This window comes from Streptomyces sp. R21, assembly GCF_041051975.1.
In the GTDB taxonomy this organism is placed as follows: domain Bacteria; phylum Actinomycetota; class Actinomycetes; order Streptomycetales; family Streptomycetaceae; genus Streptomyces.
Genome location: NZ_CP163435.1, coordinates 4,923,509 through 4,946,281, shown reverse-complemented (window position 1 = coordinate 4,946,281; position 22,773 = coordinate 4,923,509). Strand labels below are relative to the sequence as shown.

Sequence of the window (22,773 nt, the reverse complement as noted above, 5' to 3'; positions counted from 1 at the left end):
CAGCAGAGCCCAGCGCCCGAAGCCAGCTCTGACATTCATACGAATCGGAAAGTCTGAGTAATCGGGCTGTTCGGGGTACGGAGACGAAGATCATCCGCTCGGCTCAGCGGAGGAAGGAGCAGGTCACGCCGGATACGCGTGCGTCTGCGTGGCCTTGACGGTCGCCCAGACCGCCGCGCCCGGGTGGAGATCGAGCTCGGCGGCCGCGACGGTCGTCAGGTCGGCGGCGAGGGGGAGTTCGCCGGTGAGGTCGGCACGGATCTGGTCGCCGTGCGTCTCCAGCCCGCCGACCCGGCACTGCCACAGGTTGCGGGCGCTGGACCCGGTGGGCCGCTCGCGATGCAGGGTGACCGCGCTGGGCGGGAACGCGACGAAGACGGGCCCGGTGAGGTCCTCGGTGGTGGTGATCGCCGTTCCGACAACAAAATTTGTCCGGGAAGTAAAATCTGTCCGGGAAGGGGAACCGGAGTCGGAGTCGCAGTCGAGCCGGACGGTGTGCCCCTCGGCCGTCCCCTTGTAGAGGTTCAGGCCGACGAGCTGGGCGATGTAGTCGGTGCGCGGATGGCGGGCGATGTCCGAGGGCGTGCCCTGCTGGACGACGCGCCCGTGCTCGACGACCACGAGCCGGTCGGCCAGCACCATGGCGTCCAGCGGATCGTGCGTGACCAGTACGGCGACGGCCTCGAACTCGGCCAGGTGGTGCCGGAGTTGGGCCCGCACATCGAGCCGGGTGCGGGCGTCCAGCGCGGCGAGCGGCTCGTCCAGGAGCAGCAGCCGGGGGCGGGTGGCCAGGGCGCGGGCGAGAGCGACCCGCTGGGCCTGGCCGCCGGAGAGCCGCCGGGGTTTGGCCCCCGCGTGGTCGGCGAGCCCCATGCGCTCCAGCCACGCGGCGGCCTGGGCGCGGGCCTCCGCCCTGGAGGCGCCCTGGCAGCGCGGCCCGAACGCCACGTTGTCGAGGGCGGTCAGGTGCGGGAAGAGCAGATAGTCCTGGAAGACGACGCCGACCGGGCGGGATTCGGGCGGCGTACGGTCCAACGAGGCACCGTCGAGGCGCAGATGGCCACCGGTGAGCGGGGTGAGCCCGGCCAGGGCGCGCAGCGCCGTTGTCTTGCCCGCCCCGTTGGGGCCGAGGAGCGCGACGACGTCGCCGGGTGCGACGGTCAGCGCGACATCGAGGTGGAAGGCGCCCCGGTCGACGAGGAGATGGGCGTCGAGCCCCGCACCCGTGGGGTCGGACGGCTGAGGATTCGGTGCCTGGGGGGTGGCGTCCCCGGCCTTCTCGGTCTTCTCGATATCGGTCATGACGCGGTCGTCATCCATCGGTCGCGGAGCCCGGCGAGCACCGCGATGGACACGGCCAGCAGCACCAGGCTGAGGGCGATCGCGGCCTCCGGGTCGCTCTGCAGGGCGAGGTAGACGGCCAGCGGCATGGTCTGCGTACGGCCCGGGAAGTTGCCCGCGAAGGTGATCGTCGCCCCGAACTCGCCGAGCGCGCGCGCCCACGCCAGTACGGCGCCCGCGGCGATGCCGGGCGCGATCAGCGGCAGCGTGACCCGGCGGAACGCGGTGAAGCGGGAGGCACCGAGGGTCGTCGCGGCCTCCTCGTAGCGCGGATCGGCGGCTCGCAGCGTGCCCTCCACGCTGATCACCAGGAACGGCATCGCGACGAACGCCTCGGCGACCACCACCCCGGCCGTCGTGAACGGCAGCGTGATCCCGAACCACGAGTCCAGCCACTGCCCCACCACCCCGTTGCGGCCGAGCGCCAGCAGCAGCGCCACACCGCCGACCACCGGCGGCAGCACGAGAGGAAGCGTCACCAGCGCCCGTACGAGACCCCGGCCGGGAAACTCGGTACGGGCCAGCAGCCATGCGAGCGGCACACCCAGCACGAGGCTGACGGCGGTGGCCGCGGTCGCGCTGAGCAACGACAGCTGGAGCGCCTGCCACACCTCGGGGCTGGTCAGCTGACCGGGCAGGCTGCGCCACGGGGCCCGTACGAGAAGGGCGATCAGCGGCAGCAGCAGAAACGCGAGCCCGACGAGCGCGGGCAGCAGAAGCGGCAGCGGCACTCCGCCACGCCCCTTGCTCCGGACACGCCCGCGCCGCGGACCGCCCACAAGGGTGTCGGCCGCGGCGTCGGACGGGTCGGAGCGGGTCACGGCTTGAGGAACCCGGCGGACGTCAGGACCTTCTGGCCCTCGGCGGACTGCACAAGCGCGATGAACGCCTTCGCGGTGGTGGCGTTCTTCGAGTCCTTGAGCAGGGCTATCGGGTAGTCGTTGATGGCCTTGGCGGACTCGGGGAACTCCACGCCCTCCACCTTGTCACCCGCCGCCTTCACATCGGTCTTGTAGACGACGGCGGCGTCGGCCTCCTTCAGCTCCACCTTCGTCAGGGCGCTCTTGACGTCCTGCTCGTAGGAGACCGGGGTGAGCTTGAGGCTGCTGGCGTCCAGCGCCTTCCGAGCGGCGGCACCGCACGGCACGGTCTTGTCGCACAGGACGACCTTCAGGCCGGACTTGGTGAGGTCCTTCAGGGAGGCGACCTTGTCGGGGTTGCCGGGCAGGGTCGCGATCTCCAGCTGGTTGCGGACGAAGGTGGCGGGTGTGCCTACCGCGTCCTTCTTGTCCGTGACGATCGCCATCGTCTTGGGGCTCGCGGCGGCGAACACGTCCGCCGGGGCACCACCGGTGATGCTCGCGGCGAGCGAGTCGCTGCCGCCGAAGCTGAAGGTGACCTTCGTCCCCGGGTGCTCCTTCTCGAACTCCTTGCCGAGCGCCGTGAAGCTCTCCTTCAGCGAGGCGGCCGCGAAGACGGTCACGGTGCCGGACAGCTTCTGCGCCGAGTCCGCGGCGTTCTTCGAGGCGTCCGGCTTGGACGAACTGTCGTCGGAGGACGAGCAGGCGCTCAGGGCGAGCAGCGCGGCGGCGCCGGCCCCGGCCACCTGCATGGTCCGGCGGGTCCGGTGGGCGGAACGGGTGATCACGGTGCCACTCCCTCAGGTTCGGTAGCGCCCGGCTGCCCGGAGGCGACCCGACGTATGCGCAGATCATACTGACGCATATGCGAGGCGTAAGTCTGCTGTCGCATCGCATGAGCTGGTCTGCGGTGTGATGGGGGTGGCATGTGCGTTTGTACGGGGAGAAGCGCCACGAGGTACGCGGGCCAGGGGTGCCGGAGTGCTGGTCAGCCGCGGTCGATGTGCACGTTGGTGGACTTCACGCGGGCCGTGGCCTCCACGCCGACCTCCAGGCCCAGTTCCTCGACGGCCTCGCGGGTGAGCAGCGAGACGAGCCGGTGCGGGCCCGCCTGGATCTCCACCTGGGCGGCCACGTCACCGAGCTTCACGGCGGTGACGATGCCGGGGAAGGCGTTCCGCACGGAGGTGGACGCGGTGTAGGAGGCCCCCTCCTCGTCGGACTTGGCGAGCTCCACCGAGAAGGCGGCGAGATCGCGCCCGTCGATGAGCCGCCGCCCGCTCTCGTCGCGATGCGTGGCGACCCGCCCCGCGTCCGCCCAGCGCCGCGCGGTGTCGGGACTCACGCCGAGCAGCCGGGCTGCCTGGCCGATTGTGTAGGACTGCATGGTCGTCACGATAGGCGCAGGCGCTCCCCGCACGACTCCCGGAGGGAAGTGGGGCGCAGGATGAGCAGCCGGTCCGGTACGGCCGTACTGGAGGAGAAGACAGAGCGAGTTCGCCGGAGGTAGGTCGCCCGTGGCCCTCACGAAAGCAGCCCCGCGCCGAGCCGACGGGCGCGCGGCGGACGACGGGCGGGCCCGGAGCGGGCCACCCGGCAGGCAGGGACGGCAGGGCTGGCAGTTCAACTCCTCGCTCGGGCTGACGATCCTGCTCCTCCTGGTGGTCGGGGCGCAGGGCATGGTCCGCCGGGCGCTGTCGGCGCCGGTGATGCAGAGCTGGATGACGGTGTTCGTGGCCGTGGTTCTCCAGGCGCTGCCGTTCCTGGTGCTCGGGGTGCTGCTGTCGGCGGTCATCGCCGTCTTCGTACCGCCGACGTTCTTCGCCCGAGCGCTGCCGAAACGGCCCGCTCTGGCGGTCCCGGTCGCCGGGATGGCGGGGGCGGTGCTGCCGGGCTGTGAGTGCGCTTCGGTACCGGTGGCCGGGGCGCTCGTACGACGAGGGGTCACGCCCGCCGCGGCGCTCGCGTTCCTTCTCTCGGCGCCGGCGATCAACCCGATCGTGCTGACGGCGACGGCGGTGGCGTTCCCGCGCAACCCGGAGATGGTGCTCGCCCGGTTCGCCGCGAGCCTGCTGGTGGCGTGTGCGATGGGCTGGCTGTGGCAGCGGCTGGGCCGCACGGACTGGCTGCGCCCGCCGGGCCGCCCGGCGTCCGAAGGGGCGGGCAGGGGGGCGGCGTTCTGGGGATCGGTACGGCATGACGTGATGCACGCGGGCGGATTCCTGGTCGTGGGCGCGATGGCGGCGGCGACGCTGAAGTCGGTGGTCCCGGCGGTCTGGCTGCACGCGGCGGCGACCAACCCCGTCGTCTCCGTCCTGGCCCTCGCCGTCCTGGCGGTGCTGCTGTCGATCTGCTCGGAGGCGGACGCGTTCGTGGCGTCGTCGCTGTCGCAGTTCTCGCTCACGGCGCGGCTGGCGTTCCTGGTGGTCGGCCCGATGATCGACCTCAAGCTGTTCGCCATGCAGGCGGGCACGTTCGGCCGCGGCTTCGCACTGCGCTTCGCCCCGGCCACTTTCGTGCTGGCGGTCCTGGTGTCCGTCCTCGTAGGGGAGGTTCTGCTGTGAACCGGCAGGCGCAGGCGGGCGTGCTGTTCCTGCTCGGCGTGGCGGTACTGCACGCCGGAACCACCGACCTCTATCTCCGCTACGTCAAGGCCGGTCTGCGTCCGCTGCTGCTGGCGGCCGGGGCGGTCCTGATCGTCGCGGCGGTGGCGACGCTCTGGTACGAACGCCGGGGCCCACGCGGGCCGGAGGCCTCCGACGAGCACGCCCACGACCAGGATGACGGTCACGGCCACGCCCACCGCGAACCCCGGATCGCCTGGCTCCTGGTCCTGCCCCTGTTCGCGCTGATCCTGGTCGCGCCGCCCGCGCTGGGTTCGTACAGCGCCATGCGCACCGGTACGGCGCTGCAGGAGCCGTGGGGCTACCCCAAGCTGCCCGCCGCCGGTGCGCTGCGGCTCAACGTGGTCGATTACGCCGGTCGCGCCGTCTACGACCACGGCCGTTCCCTCCGGGGCCGCGAGGTCAAGCTCACGGGCTTCCTCGCCCTCGACCACAGCGGCGCCCCTTACCTCGTCCGCATGGCCCTCAACTGCTGCGCCGCGGACGCCCAGCCGGTCAAGATCGGCCTCTCCGGCAGGATTCCGCCCGTCCTGCAGCCGGACACCTGGCTGGAGGTGACCGGCCACTACACCACCCACCAGACCAAGGACCCCGTCAACAGCGGCACGATCCCCTACATCGACATCACGCAGGCCAAGCCGGTCCCGGTCCCTCACGACCCGTACGACGAGAGCTGGAACAACTGAACCCACTCACGTCACCACGCCTCCGACCCGGCCGACCGCCCATCCGGCACCTCCGCCGCCCCCTCCCCGGCCCGCAGCCGCAACGCGAGCAGCGGGAAGACGAGGACGGAGAGCATGGCGGCCCCCACCAGCGCGGCCGCCTCCCCCGCTTCGAGGACCTTGTCGTCGAGCCCGATCGTGGTGATGGCGACGACCAACGGCAGGCACGTGGAGGCGTACAGCGTCAGCGCGCGCCGGTCGGTCCGGTTCAGGTCGCGCGGCGCGAGCGCGTACACCGGCAGCCCGCGCACGACGACGAACAGGAGCAGGAAGACCGGCAGCAACAGCAGCGTCCGCCCCCCGCCCAGCAGCGAGTCGAGGTCGAACTCGATCCCGGTGACGATGAAGAACAGCGGCACCAGGAACCCGAACCCGAGCGCCTCGACCTTGCCGAGGACCTCCTCGCTGCTCTCCGGCGCGGCCCCGACCAGCACCAGCCGGGTCAACAACCCCGCCGCGAACGCCCCCAGCAACGTATCCAGCCCGAACGCCGCCGCCAGTCCGAGCATGCACACCAGCAGCAGCATCACGAACCGGACGGCGAACTGCCCGCTGCTGTGCAGCGTCGTCTCGACGATCCGCGAGAACCACGGCGGCCGAGGCCGCAGCGCCCACCAGATCCCGGCGGCCGTCACCGCCGCGAACCCGGCCAGCAGCAGCGTCGACTCACCCGGCCGCCGCCCGCTGAGCAGCAGCGCCATGGCGATGATGGGCCCGAACTCGCCCACCGCGCCGAACGCCAGCATCACGGTGCCGAACCGCCCGCGCAGATCCCCGCTGTCCCGCAGGATCGGCAGCACGGTGCCGAGCGCGGTGCTGGTGAGCGCGGTGCCGATGACGAAGGACTTCGGCACGTCCGCGCCGGTGAGGGCGAACGCGAGCCCCAGACCGACGGCGAGGGAGATCACCCAGGCCCACGCGGACCGCCGCAGCGTGTCCCCGCGGACGGCCGCGAACTCGATCTCGTACCCGGCGAGAAAGATCAGCATGGACAGGCCGAGATCGGAGAGCGTGTCGATGACCTGGTCGTGGTGTGTCCAGCCGAGGACGTCGGGGCCGATGAGGATGCCGAGCAGGATCTCGAAGATGACCAACGGGATCCGCACCCAGCGGCCGAGCCCGTACGCGACGAGCGGCGCGAGCACGGCGATGGCCATGATCAGGACGAGGGTTCCGGGAGCGTTCACGGTCCGTCTCTTCTGGAGGTGCTCCGAGCCTGTCGCCGCGGGGAAGCCGTCACCAGGCGGACGGAGCCGTCCGAGTGACAGCGCCCTCCCGCAGCCCGGCCCACCGAACCCCTGGTCAGGCGTTGTTCAGATACGCCAGCACGGCCAGCACCCGCCGATGCCCGCTGTCGCTGGTCGGCAGGCCGAGCTTCAGGAACACGTTGCCGATGTGCTTGCTGACGGATCGCTCGGTGATGACGAGGGTGCGGGCGATCGTGGTGTTGTCGCGGCCCTCGGCCATCAGCTCGAGGACCTCGCGCTCGCGCGGGGTGAGCGAGTCGAGGGGCGAGTCGGCGCGCCGGGTGAGGAGTTCGGCGACGACCTCGGGGTCGAGGGCGGTGCCGCCGGCCGCGACCCGGGTCAGCGCGTCGAGGAACTCGTCGACCCGGCCGACCCGGTCCTTGAGCAGATAGCCGACGCCGGCCGCGCCCCCGCCGAGGAGTTCGGCGGCGTACGACTCCTCGACGTACTGCGAAAGGACCAGCACGGGCAGACCGGGCAGCTGACGGCGGGCCTCCAGCGCGGCGCGCAGGCCCTCGTCGCGGAAGCCGGGCGGCATCCGTACGTCGAGGACGGCGACGTCCGGGTGGTGTTCCAGCAGCGCCGGGAGGATCTCGGGTCCGGTGCCGACGACGGCGACCACCTCGTGGCCGGTCGACGTGAGCAGCAGGACCAGCCCCTCGCGCAGCAGGGCGTTGTCCTCGGCGATCACCACACGCACGGCAGCTCCACGTCGATCACGGTCGGGCCCCCGGCGGGGCTGGTCAGGGCGAAGGTGCCGTCGAGGGCGGCGACCCGGCGCCGCATGCCGAGAAGTCCGGAGCCGCCCCTCTGGTCGGCGCCGCCGCGGCCGGTGTCGCGCACGGTCACCCGCAGCCCGGCCGGCTCCCGCAGCAGATCCACCGCGGCGCGTTCGGCGCCGCTGTGCTTGGCGGCGTTGGTCAGCGCCTCGGCGACCACGAAGTAGGCGGCGGCCTCGACGGCGGCGGGGGCGCGGGCGCCGGGCTCGGTGCCGTCCTCCAGGCCGTGCACGCGCACGGTGACGTCGAGACCGCTGCCGGCGGCGAGCGCGCGGACCGCTCCGGCGAGGCCCCGGTCGGTGAGGATCGGCGGGTGGATGCCGCGCACCACGTGCCGCAGCTCGGTCAGCGCCTCCTCGGCCTGGTCCTGAGCGTCGGCGAGGAGCCCCCGGGCAGCCTCCGGGTCCTGGTCGTAGGCGCGTCGGGCCAGCCCGATCCGCATGGACAGGGACACCAGCCGGGCCTGGGTGCCGTCGTGCAGATCGCGTTCGATACGGCGCAGCTCGGCGCCGTGCGCGGCGATGGCACCGGCCCGGGTCGCGGTCAACTCCTCGACACGCTCGGCCAGTTGGGCCTTGGGTCCGGGCTTGAGCAGTGCGGTGGACCAGCGGGCGTCCAGGTCCGCGAGCCGTCCGATCAGCGGCAGCACCCACGGCGTACGGTGCAGCAGCCCGCACCGTACGCCGTCCACGGCCAGGCCGACCGGCCACAGCAGCAGCGCGGGCGCGAGCAGGAAGCCGTAGGCGTAGTGGGCGACCATCCAGATCAGGTCGGCGAGCGTGCCCGGGTCGCGGACCGCCGTGCGCAGCCGTTTGCGCAGCGGACCGGTCAGCGGCAGATAGGCCTCGGGGATCGGCGTACCCGTCCAGACGGCCGTCTGCTGCCGCTTGGCACCGGCGATCCGGCGGATCAGCAGCACCGTCTCGGGCACCAGCCAGATGCCGATCACGGTCACCGCACCGATGGCCGTGATGAGCAGCACGGTGATGAAGATGATCGTGCCGAAGGCCATGAACGCGGCGAAGCCGAGCTGAAGCGTGGCCCGCGCAGCGTGCCGCACCGTCTTCCCCATGCCGATCAGGCTAGGCGACACGGCCGACCGGCCGCCTGCGCGGCTCACGGAGCCCCCTGCCGGTCCGCCGCTCATCAGGAGCCCCGCAGCGCGCGCAGTACGGCGTCGGCCATCGCGCGCTCACCGCGGGCGTTGGGGTGGACGGGCGCGGCCGGGGACGCGGGGATCAGGGGCTCGACCCAGCGGGTGCCGGTGGCCGTACAGGCGTCGTGGCCGACGGAGGGCGTGTATGTGTCGACGTATCCGGCCCCGGCCGCCTCCGCCCGCTCCCGCAGCGCACTGTTGAGCTGCTGCTCCTTGTCATGAAGGAACGCCAGGTCCTCGGGGGCGATGGTCATGTCGTCGTCGCAGCCGTGGCCCCCGTCGGGCAGGATCGCCGGGTATCCCACGACGTACACCCGCGCCTGCGGGGCGCGGCGCTCGACCTCGGCCAGAGTGCTGTCGAGCCGTTCACCGACTGCCCGGATCTTCTGCCGTACGACGTCGGTGGCGCCGGAGTCGGAGCCGGATCCGGAGTCGGAAGCGGAACCGGATTCGGATTCGGACACGTACCGGCTCCGGCAGGGCGCGTCGTCCCCGGTGTACTTGCCGCTGCCGGTGGCGTAATAGATCGCGCCCGCCTTCACGCACCGCTCGACCAGGGACGCGAAGCCGATGTCGTTGCCGCCGATACCGACGGTGACCAGGCGGGTCTTCGCGGAGAGCGCGGACAGCTGGGCGGGGTTGGTGCCGTGGCCGGTGGACTGGGGTGCGGAGAGGCCGGCGGTGGTGGCGCCGGAACAGCTGACGTCGCGGAAGCCGGCGGCGTCGAGCTTCAGTTCCTCGGCGACCAGCGCGGGGTAGTTGCGGTCGGAGCGGTCGCAGCCGGCGGGCCTGCCGGACTGCGCCGGTATCCCCGCTCCGGAGGTGTACGAGTCGCCGAGCGCGACGTACGGCCCGCTCGGCGACCCGGAGAGGGTCGTCGTCCGCGGCGCGCCGGCCGAGGGCTTCGGCTGGGCGGCGGCCGAACCGCCCCCGTCGTCGTCCTGCCCGAGGCTGACCGCGAGGAAGAGCGCGCCGCAGGTGACACCCACGCCGGCCAGCACTGCTCGTGAAGGGTTTCCCATCGTGCGTCCCGTCTTCGTGTCCGGCGTCCACCATCTCGGCGCCGGCCCGCGCCCACGAGGGAGCCCGCTCCCGAACCGGGGGTGTAGCCCGCTACACCCCGGCCCGAGAAACCCGGAGAGATCCCAGAGAGATTCCCGAGAGATCCCGGAGGATCAGGTGCCGTCGGCGTGGACGGCGTACACGTACCGCTTGTTGGTGTACTCGCTGACGTTCCAGATCACCGACTCGCTGTACGCCCAGCCGGACGCGCCGCTGCTGTGGTAGCTGAGGTCCTCGCAGCCGATCGCCAGGTCGCAGACCGCGCTCGTGGTCGAGCCGCCGGAGGCGAAGGTGCGCAGGGTGCCCTTGGTGGACGGGCCGGCGCTCGCCGAGAGGTAATGCGTGCTCTTGCGGGAGACGATGCCCTGGATCTTCTGCTGGCTCACGGTGAGCGCCTCGGTCGCGGTGAGCGAGCCCAGCGCCCGGTCGGTGTAGTCGAGCGGCCAGCGGACCACGTGAGGTGTGGCGGAGGCGGGCTTGCCGGTCCCGTTGAAGGTGCCGTCGTCGTAGTCGACCGTGCCGGAGAGGGAGTACTCGCTCACCGTCAGGCTGTCGGGGGTGCTGGCGCGGTCGAGGCCGATCGCCGTGTAGCGCAGATACGTTCCGGCGTTGTCGTAGGCGTGGCTCTGCGGCACCACGTACTGGTACCCGTAGCCGTAGTACGCCCCGTCGGCGTCGTACAGCCCGCACACGTCCTTCTCGGCGGTGGCGACCGTGAGGACGGTGTTGAGGTCGAACACCCGCAGGCCCTTGTAGGTGTCGACGACGTAGAGCAGGTTGCCGTACCACATGATGCCGCCCGCGTGTTTGCGGATGGGGTTGAAGGAGTACTCACCGGCGGCGGTCTTGACGGGCTCGACCAGCAGGACGTGCCGGTACGTCGGTGTGGACGCGGTGTTGTAGTCGACGAAGGTGAGCCGCAGGCCCTTGTCGAGGGTGTAGTGGTTCCCGCTGTCGGGGTCGGTCTCGAAGTACCAGGAGACGAGGACGACCTTGTTGCTGCCGCCCTCCGGGTAGAACCCGTTGCCGTAGGCGTCGGCGCTGGTGGTGACGCCCTGGGGGATCCAGTAGTCGACCGCCTGGTCGTCGGGGTCCCAGGCGAAGCCGGTCGTGAACGCCTCGGAGGTGCTCGGGGCACTGGTGAGATGGGTGGCGTTGCGGTTGGTGGCGGCGATGACGGCGGTCGCGTCCACCTTGGGCAGCCTGGCCGCCAGACCGGCCGTCAGATCGGCGAACTCGCCGTAGCTGTTGGAGGACCGGCTGGTGAGCGAGTACTGACTGGCGTCAAGGGTGGCTGCCTCTGCGGGAGTTGCGGCCAGGACGCCGGCGGCGGCTCCGGCGAACGGAGCGGCGGCTATGCCCTTGATGATCATCCTTCGTGACATGGTCATGCGGCGGAAACTAGGTGTACTCGAACGCGTGACACAAGTACGTCAGTTCGAATCAAGGGCAGTCCGACGCCACAGAATTCCACCGGCGTCCCGCGGGCCGACCTCTGCTCCCCCCAGTCCCCGCTGATCTTGGCTGGGTTACGCTGCGGCTGTTTGTTCATGGCATCAAGCCCGGGGGGGCCTTTCCACATGATCATGCAGTCCCGCGCGCTCCTGGGGAGCGCTCTCATTCCCGTGCTCGCGCTGACCGTCGCCGCGCCGAGCGCCGCAACGGCCGCCACCGGCACCACTGCCGCCACCACCGCCACGACCGCCGCCGTTCCGGCCGGGCTCGGCACCTGGAGCGCGGCGAAGGAACTGCCCGGCGTCACCCGGGTGATCGACCTCGAGTCGGCCCGCAACGGCACCATGGCCGGGCTCTTCACGCAGGGCGGCCAGACCGTGCTCTCGGTCCGTCCCGCGGGCAGCACCGCCTGGCAGCAGACCGAGCCCGCGCCCGGCGCCACGCTCCGGCGGACGGACGACGGCGCGCTCACCCTGCTGTGGTGGGTGGCGGCGGACGGGGACCAGCACACGCTGCGGATGTCCCGGCTCGCCCCGGACGGCGGCGCGTTCGGCCCGGCGGAGGACGTCGCGACGGGCACCCTCGCGACGGACTGGATCGGCGCGGGTACGCCCGGCACGACCGTCGCGGCGGGTGCGAACGGCCACCAGGCCGTCGCCTGGATGGACAAGGACCACCGGCTGACCGTCGTCGAGCGATCCGGCCCGCAGGGCACCTGGTCCGCACCGGCGACCCTCGACCAGCTCCCGGACCCGATCGTCCGGCCCGACAACGTCTACAACTACACGCTCCGCGACCTGCATCTCGCCGTCGCCGCCGACGGTGCGCTGGCGCTGATCTGGGGCGGCAACAGCTATTACACGGGCGACGGCGTCGACTACGACGAGACCGCCTACAAGTGGCACTACAAGCTCCTGGAGAAGCCCGCCGGCGCCACCTCCTGGACCGCGCCGCGCGACATGCCGCAGCTCGGCGAGAAGCCCCAGGGGGTCACGCTCGCCGCGCACCCGAAGGGCGGCTTCCACGTGCTCTCCCACGGCTCCTACATCCGCAAGGCGGCAGGAGCGGCGGACTGGGCCCCGGCCGAGGACATCGGGATCGCCACCCACGGTGAACTGCTGACCGCGCCGAACGGCGACGTCACGGTGGTCGGCGACGGCACGACCGTCGCCACGCGGCTCGCCTCCCGGGGCACCTGGGCCGGCGCGCGGCAGCTCACCGGGTACGCCGAGTCCGGCTCGGTGAGCGCCGCCCAGACCGCGAACGGCGCGGTGGTCGTCACGTACACGCAGAAGCGTTTCGAGGCGAGCCACACGGTCCGCCGCGACTTCGTCACGCAGACCCTCACGGGCGCCAGTGCGTCCAAGCCGCGCACCCTCAACTCCCTGACGAACGCGACGACCAGCACCGGCCGGGTGGCCACCGACGACAAGGGCCGCCCGCTGGCGGTCTGGACGCAGTCGGCCGACGACGGTTCCTCGCGTACGTCGTTCACCGCGACCACCGGCACCCGGTCCCTGCCCAAGTGGCACGAGTACGCCGACACCACCCGCGCGGACATCGTGGGCATGTCCGCGAGCGACGCGATGAACCTGTTCACGCAGGACGCCGCCAACCCGCTGGTCACCTACCAGACTCGCTCCTGGGCGCCGGGCACCAAGGTCGTCGCCTTCGGCGACTTCGACGGCGACCGCTGCAACGACGTCGTCGTGCGGCTGCCCGGTGGCGAGGCCCGCCTCTACACGCCCGTCTGCGGCGGCCTGCCCACCCCGGACTCCGCGTACAAGCGTCTTTCGCAGGACTGGAGCGGCTACGACACCCTGCTCGCCTCCGGCGACCAGACCGGTGACGGCCGCCCCGACCTGCTGGCCCGTGACGCCGCCACCGGAAACGTCTACCTCTACGCCCACAACGGCACCGACGGCTTCAAGCCGCGTGTGAAGATCCGCTCCGCCTGGACCGGCTACAAGCGCGTCATCGGTGCCGGCGACCTCAACGGCGACGGCATCGGTGACGTCCTCGCCCTCGACGGGTCGGGCGAACTCTGGCGCTACAACGGCACCGGCACCGGCACGCTCAAGGACCGCGTCCGGGTCTTCAGCGACTGGGGCGGCTCCTACAAGGACGTCATCGGCGCCGGCGACGTCAACGGCGACGGCAAGGCCGACCTCGTGTCCCGCGACACGTCCAACAACCTCTGGCTCAACGCGGGCACCGGCACCGGCACGTTCGCGAGCCGCACCCAGGCCGGCACGTCGACCTACTGGAAGACCTGGGCGTCTCTCGGCTGACCGCCGGGACACTCGGTTCCACGCCGTCGTAAATCTGTCATCGCCAAAAGAGATATGCGTTCTTTTTTCAGTGAAGATTTATTGTCCGGCCGCGTGGAAGATGTCCATGACTCTGCGGGCTTACAGGTCCCGTGCTATAGTTGATCTCAGTTGCAGTTGTGGTTCCCAAAAACTTCAAGTGCACTCACCGGTTCAATGTGCTGGTGGGTGCGCTTTGTATGGCCGGTTCTTCCGGACGGGGTAATCATCACGGCGGCGTGGGGCCCGCACAGTGTGGGCCCGCGGGCACTGCCCCGAAGGAGATATGACATGGCTACTGGCACCGTGAAGTGGTTCAACGCGGAAAAGGGCTTCGGCTTCATCGAGCAGGAGGGTGGCGGCCCGGACGTGTTCGCCCACTACTCCAACATCGCCACCCAGGGCTTCCGTGAGCTCCAGGAAGGCCAGAAGGTGACCTTCGACGTCACGCAGGGCCAGAAGGGCCCGCAGGCCGAGAACATCGTTCCCGCCTGACGCTGACGCGTACTTCGCAGCTGGGGCCCGCACCTTGGGGTGCGGGCCCCAGCTCGTTGCTTTTTCCGGGTCCTGCACCCGGGGCGCCCGCCGCCCGGTGTCCGTCACCGGGCGCCCTCAGCGGGGCGCCGCTCAGATACCTGGACGAGCCGATTCCGGCTGTTCACCCATCGGCCGCAACTCGGCCGCACGCTTTCTCCGGTTCGTTCTCGCAGTTCCCCGCGCCTTTCATTTGCGCGCCGGGAATTCCTTGATACGTGCCGCATCAAGCCGTATCAAGGAAGGTTCCGAATGAACCACACGTCTCGTAGAAATGAACGTTATTCGTACGGCCGCTCGGGCGCGTCCGAGAACTCCCGCGGCGGCGCCCGCAGGAGCGGGGGCTACGGCTCCCAGTCCGCCGGCCGCTCGGGCGGCACCGGCGGCTACTCCGGCCGCTCCGGTTCTTCCGGTCGCGGACCGCGCCGGTCCGGGGGAGTGCAGGGCGAGTTCGCACTGCCCGTCACCATCACGCCCGCGCTGCCCGCCGCGGAGGCGTTCGCCGATCTGGACATGCCCGCGCCCCTGCTGGCCGCACTGGCCGCCGAGGGCGTGACCCAGCCGTTCCCGATCCAGGCGGCCACCCTCCCGAACTCCCTCGCGGGCCGGGACGTCCTCGGCCGGGGCCGTACCGGCTCGGGCAAGACCCTCGCGTTCGGGCTCGCCATGCTGGCCCGTACCGCGGGCAAGCGTGCCGAGCCCAGGCAGCCGCTCGCCCTGGTCCTCGTACCCACCCGCGAGCTCGCCCAGCAGGTCACCGACGCGCTCACCCCGTACGCCCGGTCGCTCAGGCTCCGCATGGCGACCGTGGTCGGCGGCATGTCGATCGGCCGCCAGGCGGGCGCCCTGCGCGGCGGGGCCGAGGTCGTCGTCGCGACGCCGGGCCGTCTCAAGGACCTCATCGAGCGCGGGGACTGCCGTCTGGACCGGGTGAGCATCACCGTCCTGGACGAGGCCGACCAGATGGCCGACATGGGCTTCATGCCGCAGGTCACCGAGCTGCTCGACATGGTGCTCCCGGAGGGCCAGCGGATGCTGTTCTCGGCCACCCTGGACCGCAACGTCGACCTGCTGGTGCGCCGCTACCTCCACGACCCGGTGGTCCACTCCGTCGACCCCTCCGCGGGCGCCGTCACCACGATGGAGCACCACGTGCTGGAGGTGCGTCCCGCCGACAAGTACGCGACCACCACCGAGATCGCGGCCCGCGACGGCCGGGTGATCATGTTCCTGGACACCAAGCACGCAGTGGACCAGCTGACGAAGCACCTGCTCAGCAGCGGTGTCCGGGCCGCGGCCCTGCACGGCGGCAAGTCGCAGCCGCAGCGCACCCGCACGCTCGCCCAGTTCAAGACCGGCGACGTCTCGGTGCTCGTGGCCACGAACGTCGCCGCGCGCGGCATCCACGTCGACAACCTCGACCTCGTGGTCAACGTGGACCCGCCCGCCGACCACAAGGACTACCTGCACCGCGGCGGCCGTACCGCCCGGGCCGGCGAGTCCGGCAGCGTCGTCACCCTCGTACTGCCCAACCAGCGCCGCGAGATGAGCCGGCTGATGGCGACCGCGGGCATCACCCCGCAGGTCGCCCAGGTCCGCTCCGGCGAGGAGGAGCTGACCCGCATCACCGGCGCCCGACAGCCCTCCGGGGTCCCGGTCACCATCCCGGCACCGGCGGAGCGCCCGAGGCGCGCCTCCGGCCCGGCCCGCGGCCGAGGCGGCCGCTCCGCCGCCCAGGGGCGCCGCTCCGGCACCGAGTCCCGGGGGCGCTCCGGCGGGGCGCAGGGCAAGTCGTCGTACCGCGGTGCCGCGTAGCACCCGCAGTACCCGTGGCCGCGTCGTACCGAGAGTCAGGGCATCCCTGATCGACCTCTCGGTCCGGCGCGGAGCCGATCGCTCGGATAAAGTCGGTGCTCGTGTCGAACCCTGACGAACTGCTCGTTGCCGTCGCCGCCATGGTGGAGACCGGGCAGAGCAATCAGATGTCCCTGACCGTGGTCGCCGGCGGCGCCGTGATCACCGGAAGGCTGGCGCCCGAGGCCGTGTGGAGGCAGCGGGTCGCCGAGGTCCTGACGGACTCGGACCGCCTCGGCCAGTTCTCCGGCATCTTCACCGCGGACCCGGCGGAGCTCCGGTCCCGCGAGGACAGGCCGCCCACGCATCTCCACTTCCACGTGGCACGGATCATCCAGGGCACCACCGGGATTCCGGAGACGGGCGGGATGTACCGCGTCGCGATCCAGGACGTCAGCGCCTGGACCGTGGGCGATGTCAGCTACTCCGACCACTGAGACGCCTCGCTGAGAGACGCGTGGCCCGCCCGGCGGAACCGGACGGGCCACGAGGCATGCGCTGCGGGTCAGCCGGTCACGGCGTCACCGGCGAGCCCCCGAAGGTCACGACGAGCTGGCCGTTCGAGGCGAAGGACCAGCCGAGGGCGCCGCTGTACGAGGAGCAGCGGGACCCGTTCGTACCGGTCCAGAACTGGTCGGAGCTGTCGGTGTTGCCGATGGTCTTGTCGTTGGACCCGCTGACGGCGAACCGGCACGAGGTGTTGTTCCGGAACACCGAAGTACCGGCGTCGAAGGAGAAGTTGCGCTCCGCGTTGTCGACGCTCGCGTTGTTCGAGATGGTCATCGAGCCGGGGTTGCTGTTGTAGGTGAACCCGTGATGGCCGTTCTTGTAGGCGATGCTGTGCTGCACGATGTGGTTGACCGCGATGTCGTCGCCGCCGAGCTTGTAGCCGTTGCGGTCGCCGTTGGCGTTCACCGTGCCGTCGGACAGCGTGCCGTTGTTGTAGGAGAGCGAGTACTCGATGGTCACCGGGCCGATGGCCCCCGTGTCGGTCTTGGTGTACAGGTCCCAGCCGTCGTCGATGTTGTTGTGGGACACGTCGTAGCGGAAGACGTTCCCGGTGCCGGTGGTGAGCTTCGCGGCGAAGCCGTCGGCGTCCTCGCCGTCGGAGTCGGCGTTGTCGTGCGACTCCGCGCTGAGGATCAGGTTGTTGGACGGCCACTCGCTGCTGGGGGTGGTGGAGGAGATCCGGCCGAGCTGCAGCCCCGAGTCGCGGTTGTACGCCGTCACCGTGCGCTCGACGACGTTGTTGCTGCCGCCGACGTAGATCCCGTTGTCACCGGCGTGCTCGACGGTGAGGCCGTAGACGTGCCAGTACGACGCGTTCAGCTGGAGTCCGCGGTTGGACGAACTCTCGCTCTGCGCAGAGAAGTTGAGGACCGGTGTCTCGCCCGGGTAGGCGGACAGCGTCGTACGGGCGCTTGATGTGCCGTTGCTGCCCACCGGGATGGTCACCGTCGACGCGTAGTTGTACGTTCCGCCGCGCAGATAGATCGTCCCGCCGGAGGCGACGCGGGAGATGGCCGAGGTGAGGGTCGTCGGCGCGGACTGGGTGCCGGCCGCGCCGTCGGTGCCGCTCGGCGACACGTACAGCGCGCCGCTCGACGGCGGTGTGGTGGTGCCGCTCACCTCGACGTCGAGGTAGTCGAGGTTGGGCAGGCCCGTGGCGCCGGTCGGGGTGAACCGGATGGTGTTGCTGCCCGCGTTGACCGGCACCGTGAGCGTCTTCGTCACCCAGGTCGACCAGGCGCCGGTGGCCTCGAACGACGCCGTGGTGGCCGTCGAGCCGTTCACGACGACGTTCGCGGCCCGCGCGGCGGTGGTTCCGTTGGCGAAGCGGACGCTCAGCGTCGCCGTGCCCGCGCCGGCGGCGTTCACCGTGAACTGCGCATACCCGGCGGTCGAGTTGGTGCCGTTGCAGAAGCCGGTGCCGGAGTAGCCGGTCCAGTCGGAGTCGATGCTGCCGCTGCACACCGCGGGGGAGCTCTCCGCCTCGTACCGGGTGGACGCGGCCTGCGCCGAGGTGCCGGACAGCGCGACGAGTGTGCCGGCCAGCAGGCCGACGGACGCGATGACTGGTCTCAGGTGCGTCGTGCGTCGGTGCGTCGTTCGTCGTTGCATCGTTCGTCTCCATGTTGGTTGGTGGCAACGTGGCTGGTTCGAGTGCATGAACGGGCCGTGCGGGCGGGTATCCCATGTGATGCGGGGAAAGCGCTTTCTCCGGGACGCTAAGTGCTTGCCGTGAACGCGTCAATAACTTGTACGTGATTCCTGTTCATGACCATGAACTCGATGGGGCCGTGTACCTGGTGCCGTCCGACGGCTTTGCCAGCTCTTTACAACCCGTTCCGTGGCTGCCTCGTCTCTCCGCTCGATCCGTCACCGAGCCGCCGTGTACCGGGCGGCACGACGAAAGAGAGCGATTCATGCGCCGAACTGTCCTCAGCGCCCTGGCACTTGCGGCCACCGCCGTGCTGGCGAGCACCGTGCCCGCGTTCGCCGACGGCGCGACCCCGAGCACGGCCCCCACGTCCCGTCCGACCGCCACCGAGCCCGCTCCCTCGGCGAGCCCCAGCGCGGAGCCGACCCGGGCGCCGTCCAGCGCCGCCGCGACCCCCAGCGCCGTACCGACCCGCGCTCCGGGCAACGGCCAGGTCTCCGTCGTACCGTCGGGAGCGCCCGACACCGGAGTGACGGCGACGTCGTCGGACTCCTCCGGGAACGAGGGCGGACTGATCGGCGGCGGCGCCGCCGCGGTGCTCCTCGCGGGCGGCGGGACGGTCTTCGTCGTACGCCGTCGCCGGGCGACCGGGGCATGACCCCGCTCTCCAGGCGCGCGTTCACCACGGCGGCGATGGCCTCGCTGCTGGCCGGCTGCGGCGACCACGACACTCCGCGGGCGTCGACCTCCACCCGGCGCCCGGGCGGCACGCCTTCGCCGCCGCCCTCCCGGGCGTCCTCGAAGTCGGTGCGGGCGCTGGGGCGTTCGGTCCCGGTCGGTCTGCGGATCCCGGCGATCGGGGTCGACACACCGGTCATCCGGCTGGGGCTGGCCCCGGACGGCAGTGTGCAGGTGCCCCCGGTCACGGCGCACGACCGCGCGGGCTGGTACCGGCACTCGCCGACACCGGGGCAGGTCGGCCCGTCGGTGATCCTCGGCCATGTCACGGTCGGTTCCTACGGCGACGGGGTCTTCCGCCGTCTCGACCGGCTGCGTCGGGGCGACCGGATCGTGGCGCGCCTGGAGAACGGCACGGCGGCGGAGTTCGCGGTCGACGCCGTACGGAAGGTCGCCAAGGCGGACTTCCCGGCCGACGAGGTCTACGGCAACGTGGACCGCCCGGAGTTGCGTCTCATCACGTGCGGGGGCCCGCGCACGGGCAACGGCTACCTGGACAACGTGATTGTCTTCGCGACGCTGAGCGCCACGAGTCGGACGACGTCCTGACCGCACGAGTGTTGATCAAGGCGGCCGGGACGAGAGCGATCGCGACTGTCTGCCATCAGAACCATGGAGAGCGTTGAAACGGTCCCGCGACCAGGCCGCGTCCGAGCTGTTCGCTGCCCTCTACCCGCGCCTCGCGGGCTGGTGCCGCCGTCTCGTGGACGACGACGGGACGGCCCACGAGATCGCCTCGGAGGCGTTCACCCGGCTCTGGGCCCGCTGGACATCGGTGGAGGAGCCGCGCGGCTTCCTCTACGTCACCGCGGCGAACCTGGTCCGGGACCACTGGCGCAAGATGGAGCGCGAACGCAGGGCGGTCCGCCGTGCCACCTCGGAGGCGGCGGTCCGCCCGCACACCGAGGACACGGACCCGTCCGTACGGCTCCTCGTGCAGTCCCTGCCGGAACGGCTGCGCGTCCCGATCCTCCTCCACTACTACGCCGACATGCCGATCCGGGAGGTGTCCGTGCTGACCGGGCGCAAGGAAGGAACCGTCAAGGCCGACCTCCACGCGGCCCGCGAACTGCTCCGCGCCCACCTGAGGAGGAGCCTTGACCACACGCTTTGACGACGGCGGCGACGGCCCGGACTTCGACTCCGACGACCCCCTCGCCGTCATCCTGCGCCCCCCGTCCGACTACCTGGCCCCGCCCCCGGACCAGTACGAGACGATCCGCCGTACGGCATCCCGGCGCCGCCTCTTCCGGGCCGCGGCCGCCACCGGTGTCTCCCTGGCCGCCGCCGCCCTCTTCGCGCTGCCCCTCCACTTCACGGCCTCCGAGCGCCCCACCTCCCCGACGGTCCCGCTCGCCCCGCCGCCCGCAACCAGTTCCACGGCGCCACCCCCCGCTCCGTCGGCGTCCCCCGCCCCCACCGGCACCCCTCGAACCTCCAGCCCCAGCGCCCCGACCAGGGCCCCGGTCAGCCCGTCGGCCCGCCGGCCCGCCCCTTCGGCCACCCCGACGGCACCCCGCTCCGAACCGTCGACGGACCGCACCGGGGCCGTCCCCACGCCCGAAAGCAGCGCGGGGCGGTAGCCGTCGGGGGCGGCTCCTTTCCCGCCGGGGGGAGCTACGGTGAGGAAGCGAGGGCACGTCGTACGCCGGGCCGGCCTCTCGTTCCGCGGTCCGCCGCGGACACCTCGGGCGCGTCCTGCGGACGGTGACCCAGACAGGAGTGCCCTGATGGTCACCGCCCTTCAGCCCCAGCCCTCCTTGCCCGTGGCCCGTCTGCGACTGGCGCCGCTCGGCGCGGTGTCGCTGCACGTCGACGGGGCCTGGTGGCCGCGCTCCCGCAGTCCGCTGACCGAACTGCCCCCGCTGGTCTGCGCCTTGCCCGCGGAGTGGGGGAAGATCGTCGGCATCACGGTGAGCGCACAGATGTGGGCGGAGTCGCCGGGACGGATACTCGTCGGCCACCACGTCGTAAGAGTGCGCAGGGAGTCCGCCTGGCAGCGCCGGCACACCGTCTGTCTGTTCGACACGGATCACGGCCGACGGGACCTGCTGGTCGTGCCGCCGGAACTGGCCGCGGCGGACGCCGAGTACCTGATGGCGGCAGTGGGGTCGTACGGCCCCTGACGCCACCGGATGTGATCCGCAGGCCCCGCCGACCGTCCGCATGAAATATTGACCTGCGCAGATTTGCTGTGCTTCGCTCGGCGTGAGGGCCTGGTGGCACCGCCGTTTACTGTGGTTGTCCGGCCTGTGGGGCAGGTCGAGGGCGCGTCGAGGACACGGGTGGCATGGGGGGCGGATCGAGGGTGCGTGAGGTGACGTGTTCCCTGCCGCACCGGGAGCGAGGCCGGAACCCGGGCTGTGATGTTTCCGTCGTTCTCAACCCGGGCTGTGATGTTTCCGTCTTCCTCTGTCGGGCGGGCTGCTTTTCGTGGGGAGAATGCGGCCCCCACAGGAAGGTGACGAGCGAGGTCCGCTCCGACCTTCAACCAATATCTACTAAATCGGCCAAAAATTGAGACATATACGGCGGGCCTTTCCGCGAATAAGCAGCAGGATCACGTTCTCCGTGTGGCGTGAACCACGGCAGAGACTCTGGGCCGTGGCGGGTGTCGTGGTCCTCGGATTCCTCATCGCGCTGGAGTTCGCCTCGCGTCGCTACGGCTTGCCGGGGCCGATCACCAGCCAGGCGCGCGAGGTGGTGTTCGCCCCGAAATCGGGCGGCCTGCTGTACGCGAGCATGGCGCTGATGATGGTGGTGCTGACCTGGCGGCAACGGTTCATCGCGCTCGGCACCGCGATGGGTATCGACATCGCCATCGTGCTGGTCCGCTGGGCGTTCGACATCAAGGTGACCGACGGCCACCCCTTCGGCAACGGCGCGCTGTGGGTGATTCTGGGCTGTGGGGTCATCGCCGTCACGCGACGCACCGGCCCAGAACGTGTCCTGCTGCTCAAGGGTGTCGGGCTGGCCCTGCTGCTGATGGCCGGCCGCAAGACCGGCGACACCTGGCTCCTCATCACCTCGAAGACCCGCCCCGCGGTGCTCGACCAGTACGTGGCGACCGCCGATCACGCGCTGGGCAACCCGTCGTGGCTGATGGGCCGCCTCGTCACGGCCACCGGCCCGATCGGCTACAACTTCCTCGACACCGTCTACGGCCAACTCGCGGTGGCCGCGGTCATCGTCGCGCTGTACCAACTGCGCAATGTCGCGGTCGAGCGCCGCTTCCCGAGCCACCACCTGCTGCGCACGTTCCTGGTGATCGGCCTCATCGGCCCGGCCTTCTACATGATCTTCCCGGTGGTCGGACCGGTCTTCGCCTACGGCACCGGCACCGAACACTGGGCGTCGATCAGGTTGTGGACGCCGGACGTGTCGCCCAGCGTGCAGTGGGCGGTGGCCAACATCTGGCCACAGACGTCGCCGGGGATCAGTCCCCCGCACCACATGCTGTTCGACGGGGTCACCCCACGCAACTGCATGCCCAGCCTGCACACGGCGTGGGCCACCGCGATCTTCATCCACTCCCGCAAGGGCCCACGATGGCTGCGATACGGGGGCGCGTTCTGGCTGATCGCCACGCTCTGCGCAACGCTGGGATTCGGCTATCACTACGGCGCGGATCTCATCGCCGGAGTGGTGTTCACGCTCACGATCGAGGCCGCCCTGCGCGCCTACGACCGCGGCTGGGACCGAGCGGGAATTCAGCTGGTCGCCTACGGCACAACGGTCTTCGGCGCGCTTCTGGTGTCGTATCGCTATGTGCCGTTGGAGATGGCCCGACATCCGTGGGTGTTCGGACCGCTGCTCGTTCTGTCGATGGTCTCGGTGATCTACGGCTACGTACGGACCACCACGTCGTGGGAGCCGAAGGCCGTGCCGGCGCGGAAACCGGAACTGCAAACCGAAGTGGCTGCTTGAT

22 protein-coding genes are annotated in these 22,773 nt (G+C 71.0%); 12 read left to right on the top strand and 10 right to left on the bottom strand.

Features of this window, described 5'->3' with window-relative positions:
- Nucleotides 1-123: 123 nt before the first annotated feature.
- From AB5J56_RS21950 to AB5J56_RS21935, 4 genes are all read right to left on the bottom strand, one after another.
- The gene (locus AB5J56_RS21950; RefSeq protein ID WP_369234465.1) at nucleotides 124-1,302 is read right to left on the bottom strand and encodes an ABC transporter ATP-binding protein; all 1,179 of its coding nucleotides are present in this window, start codon (nucleotides 1,300-1,302) and stop codon (nucleotides 124-126) included.
- Nucleotides 1,299-2,162, bottom strand: coding sequence for a molybdate ABC transporter permease subunit (gene modB / locus AB5J56_RS21945; RefSeq protein ID WP_369234464.1), 864 nt, complete (start codon nucleotides 2,160-2,162; stop codon nucleotides 1,299-1,301). Before modB ends, AB5J56_RS21950 begins: the two co-directional genes overlap by 4 nt.
- A complete protein-coding gene (gene modA / locus AB5J56_RS21940; protein ID WP_369242695.1) occupies nucleotides 2,159-2,986 on the bottom strand; it encodes a molybdate ABC transporter substrate-binding protein in 828 nt (275 codons plus the stop codon). The genes modB and modA overlap by 4 nt, the downstream gene beginning before the upstream one ends.
- Nucleotides 2,987-3,189: 203 nt before the next feature.
- Nucleotides 3,190-3,588 carry a molybdopterin-binding protein gene (locus tag AB5J56_RS21935; protein ID WP_369234463.1) on the bottom strand — a complete coding sequence of 133 codons (399 nt, stop codon included), beginning with the start codon at nucleotides 3,586-3,588 and terminating at the stop codon, nucleotides 3,190-3,192.
- Nucleotides 3,589-3,718: 130 nt separating this feature from the next.
- On the opposite strand from AB5J56_RS21935, the gene AB5J56_RS21930 reads away from it, so the two are divergent.
- Both AB5J56_RS21930 and AB5J56_RS21925 read left to right on the top strand, forming a co-directional pair.
- On the top strand, nucleotides 3,719-4,765 hold the full coding sequence (locus AB5J56_RS21930) for a permease (protein ID WP_369234462.1): 1,047 nt from the start codon (nucleotides 3,719-3,721) through the stop codon (nucleotides 4,763-4,765).
- Nucleotides 4,762-5,511: a TIGR03943 family protein gene (locus AB5J56_RS21925; RefSeq protein WP_369234461.1), complete on the top strand. Its 750-nt coding sequence runs from the start codon at nucleotides 4,762-4,764 to the stop codon at nucleotides 5,509-5,511. The genes AB5J56_RS21930 and AB5J56_RS21925 overlap by 4 nt, the downstream gene beginning before the upstream one ends.
- 11 nt (nucleotides 5,512-5,522) lie before the next feature.
- Here AB5J56_RS21925 and AB5J56_RS21920 read toward each other — a convergent pair whose 3' ends face one another.
- From AB5J56_RS21920 to AB5J56_RS21900, 5 genes are all read right to left on the bottom strand, one after another.
- Entirely contained in the window at nucleotides 5,523-6,737 is a 1,215-nt protein-coding gene (locus tag AB5J56_RS21920; protein ID WP_369234460.1) for a cation:proton antiporter, read from the bottom strand.
- Between the two features lie 115 nt (nucleotides 6,738-6,852).
- A complete protein-coding gene (locus tag AB5J56_RS21915) occupies nucleotides 6,853-7,497 on the bottom strand; it encodes a LuxR C-terminal-related transcriptional regulator (RefSeq protein ID WP_369234459.1) in 645 nt (214 codons plus the stop codon).
- Entirely contained in the window at nucleotides 7,485-8,648 is a 1,164-nt protein-coding gene (locus AB5J56_RS21910) for a histidine kinase (protein WP_369234458.1), read from the bottom strand. The genes AB5J56_RS21915 and AB5J56_RS21910 overlap by 13 nt, the downstream gene beginning before the upstream one ends.
- A gap of 74 nt (nucleotides 8,649-8,722) precedes the next feature.
- Complete coding sequence (locus AB5J56_RS21905) at nucleotides 8,723-9,754, bottom strand: SGNH/GDSL hydrolase family protein (protein WP_369234457.1); 1,032 nt, start codon at nucleotides 9,752-9,754, stop codon at nucleotides 8,723-8,725.
- Between the two features lie 153 nt (nucleotides 9,755-9,907).
- On the bottom strand, nucleotides 9,908-11,185 hold the full coding sequence (locus AB5J56_RS21900) for a hypothetical protein (protein ID WP_369234456.1): 1,278 nt from the start codon (nucleotides 11,183-11,185) through the stop codon (nucleotides 9,908-9,910).
- 189 nt (nucleotides 11,186-11,374) lie between these two features.
- On the opposite strand from AB5J56_RS21900, the gene AB5J56_RS21895 reads away from it, so the two are divergent.
- From AB5J56_RS21895 to AB5J56_RS21880, 4 genes are all read left to right on the top strand, one after another.
- The gene (locus tag AB5J56_RS21895; RefSeq protein WP_369234455.1) at nucleotides 11,375-13,540 is read left to right on the top strand and encodes an FG-GAP repeat domain-containing protein; all 2,166 of its coding nucleotides are present in this window, start codon (nucleotides 11,375-11,377) and stop codon (nucleotides 13,538-13,540) included.
- Nucleotides 13,541-13,849: 309 nt separating this feature from the next.
- On the top strand, nucleotides 13,850-14,053 hold the full coding sequence (locus AB5J56_RS21890) for a cold-shock protein (RefSeq protein WP_046247661.1): 204 nt from the start codon (nucleotides 13,850-13,852) through the stop codon (nucleotides 14,051-14,053).
- 291 nt (nucleotides 14,054-14,344) lie between these two features.
- Nucleotides 14,345-15,907: a DEAD/DEAH box helicase gene (locus AB5J56_RS21885; RefSeq protein WP_369234454.1), complete on the top strand. Its 1,563-nt coding sequence runs from the start codon at nucleotides 14,345-14,347 to the stop codon at nucleotides 15,905-15,907.
- Between the two features lie 101 nt (nucleotides 15,908-16,008).
- Nucleotides 16,009-16,383: a hypothetical protein gene (locus tag AB5J56_RS21880; RefSeq protein WP_369234453.1), complete on the top strand. Its 375-nt coding sequence runs from the start codon at nucleotides 16,009-16,011 to the stop codon at nucleotides 16,381-16,383.
- A gap of 76 nt (nucleotides 16,384-16,459) precedes the next feature.
- On the opposite strand, the gene AB5J56_RS21875 is transcribed toward AB5J56_RS21880, so the two are convergent.
- Entirely contained in the window at nucleotides 16,460-18,067 is a 1,608-nt protein-coding gene (locus AB5J56_RS21875; protein WP_369234452.1) for a carbohydrate-binding protein, read from the bottom strand.
- 305 nt (nucleotides 18,068-18,372) lie between these two features.
- On the opposite strand from AB5J56_RS21875, the gene AB5J56_RS21870 reads away from it, so the two are divergent.
- From AB5J56_RS21870 to AB5J56_RS21845, 6 genes are all read left to right on the top strand, one after another.
- Entirely contained in the window at nucleotides 18,373-18,765 is a 393-nt protein-coding gene (locus AB5J56_RS21870) for a sortase-dependent protein (RefSeq protein WP_369234451.1), read from the top strand.
- Nucleotides 18,762-19,394, top strand: coding sequence for a class F sortase (locus AB5J56_RS21865; RefSeq protein WP_369234450.1), 633 nt, complete (start codon nucleotides 18,762-18,764; stop codon nucleotides 19,392-19,394). Before AB5J56_RS21870 ends, AB5J56_RS21865 begins: the two co-directional genes overlap by 4 nt.
- A gap of 73 nt (nucleotides 19,395-19,467) precedes the next feature.
- On the top strand, nucleotides 19,468-19,959 hold the full coding sequence (locus AB5J56_RS21860; RefSeq protein ID WP_369234449.1) for an RNA polymerase sigma factor: 492 nt from the start codon (nucleotides 19,468-19,470) through the stop codon (nucleotides 19,957-19,959).
- On the top strand, nucleotides 19,943-20,428 hold the full coding sequence (locus tag AB5J56_RS21855) for a hypothetical protein (RefSeq protein ID WP_369234448.1): 486 nt from the start codon (nucleotides 19,943-19,945) through the stop codon (nucleotides 20,426-20,428). The genes AB5J56_RS21860 and AB5J56_RS21855 overlap by 17 nt, the downstream gene beginning before the upstream one ends.
- Nucleotides 20,429-20,575: 147 nt before the next feature.
- Complete coding sequence (locus AB5J56_RS21850; protein WP_369234447.1) at nucleotides 20,576-20,971, top strand: DUF5994 family protein; 396 nt, start codon at nucleotides 20,576-20,578, stop codon at nucleotides 20,969-20,971.
- Between the two features lie 478 nt (nucleotides 20,972-21,449).
- Entirely contained in the window at nucleotides 21,450-22,772 is a 1,323-nt protein-coding gene (locus tag AB5J56_RS21845; RefSeq protein WP_369234446.1) for a phosphatase PAP2 family protein, read from the top strand.
- Nucleotide 22,773: the final 1 nt, after the last annotated feature.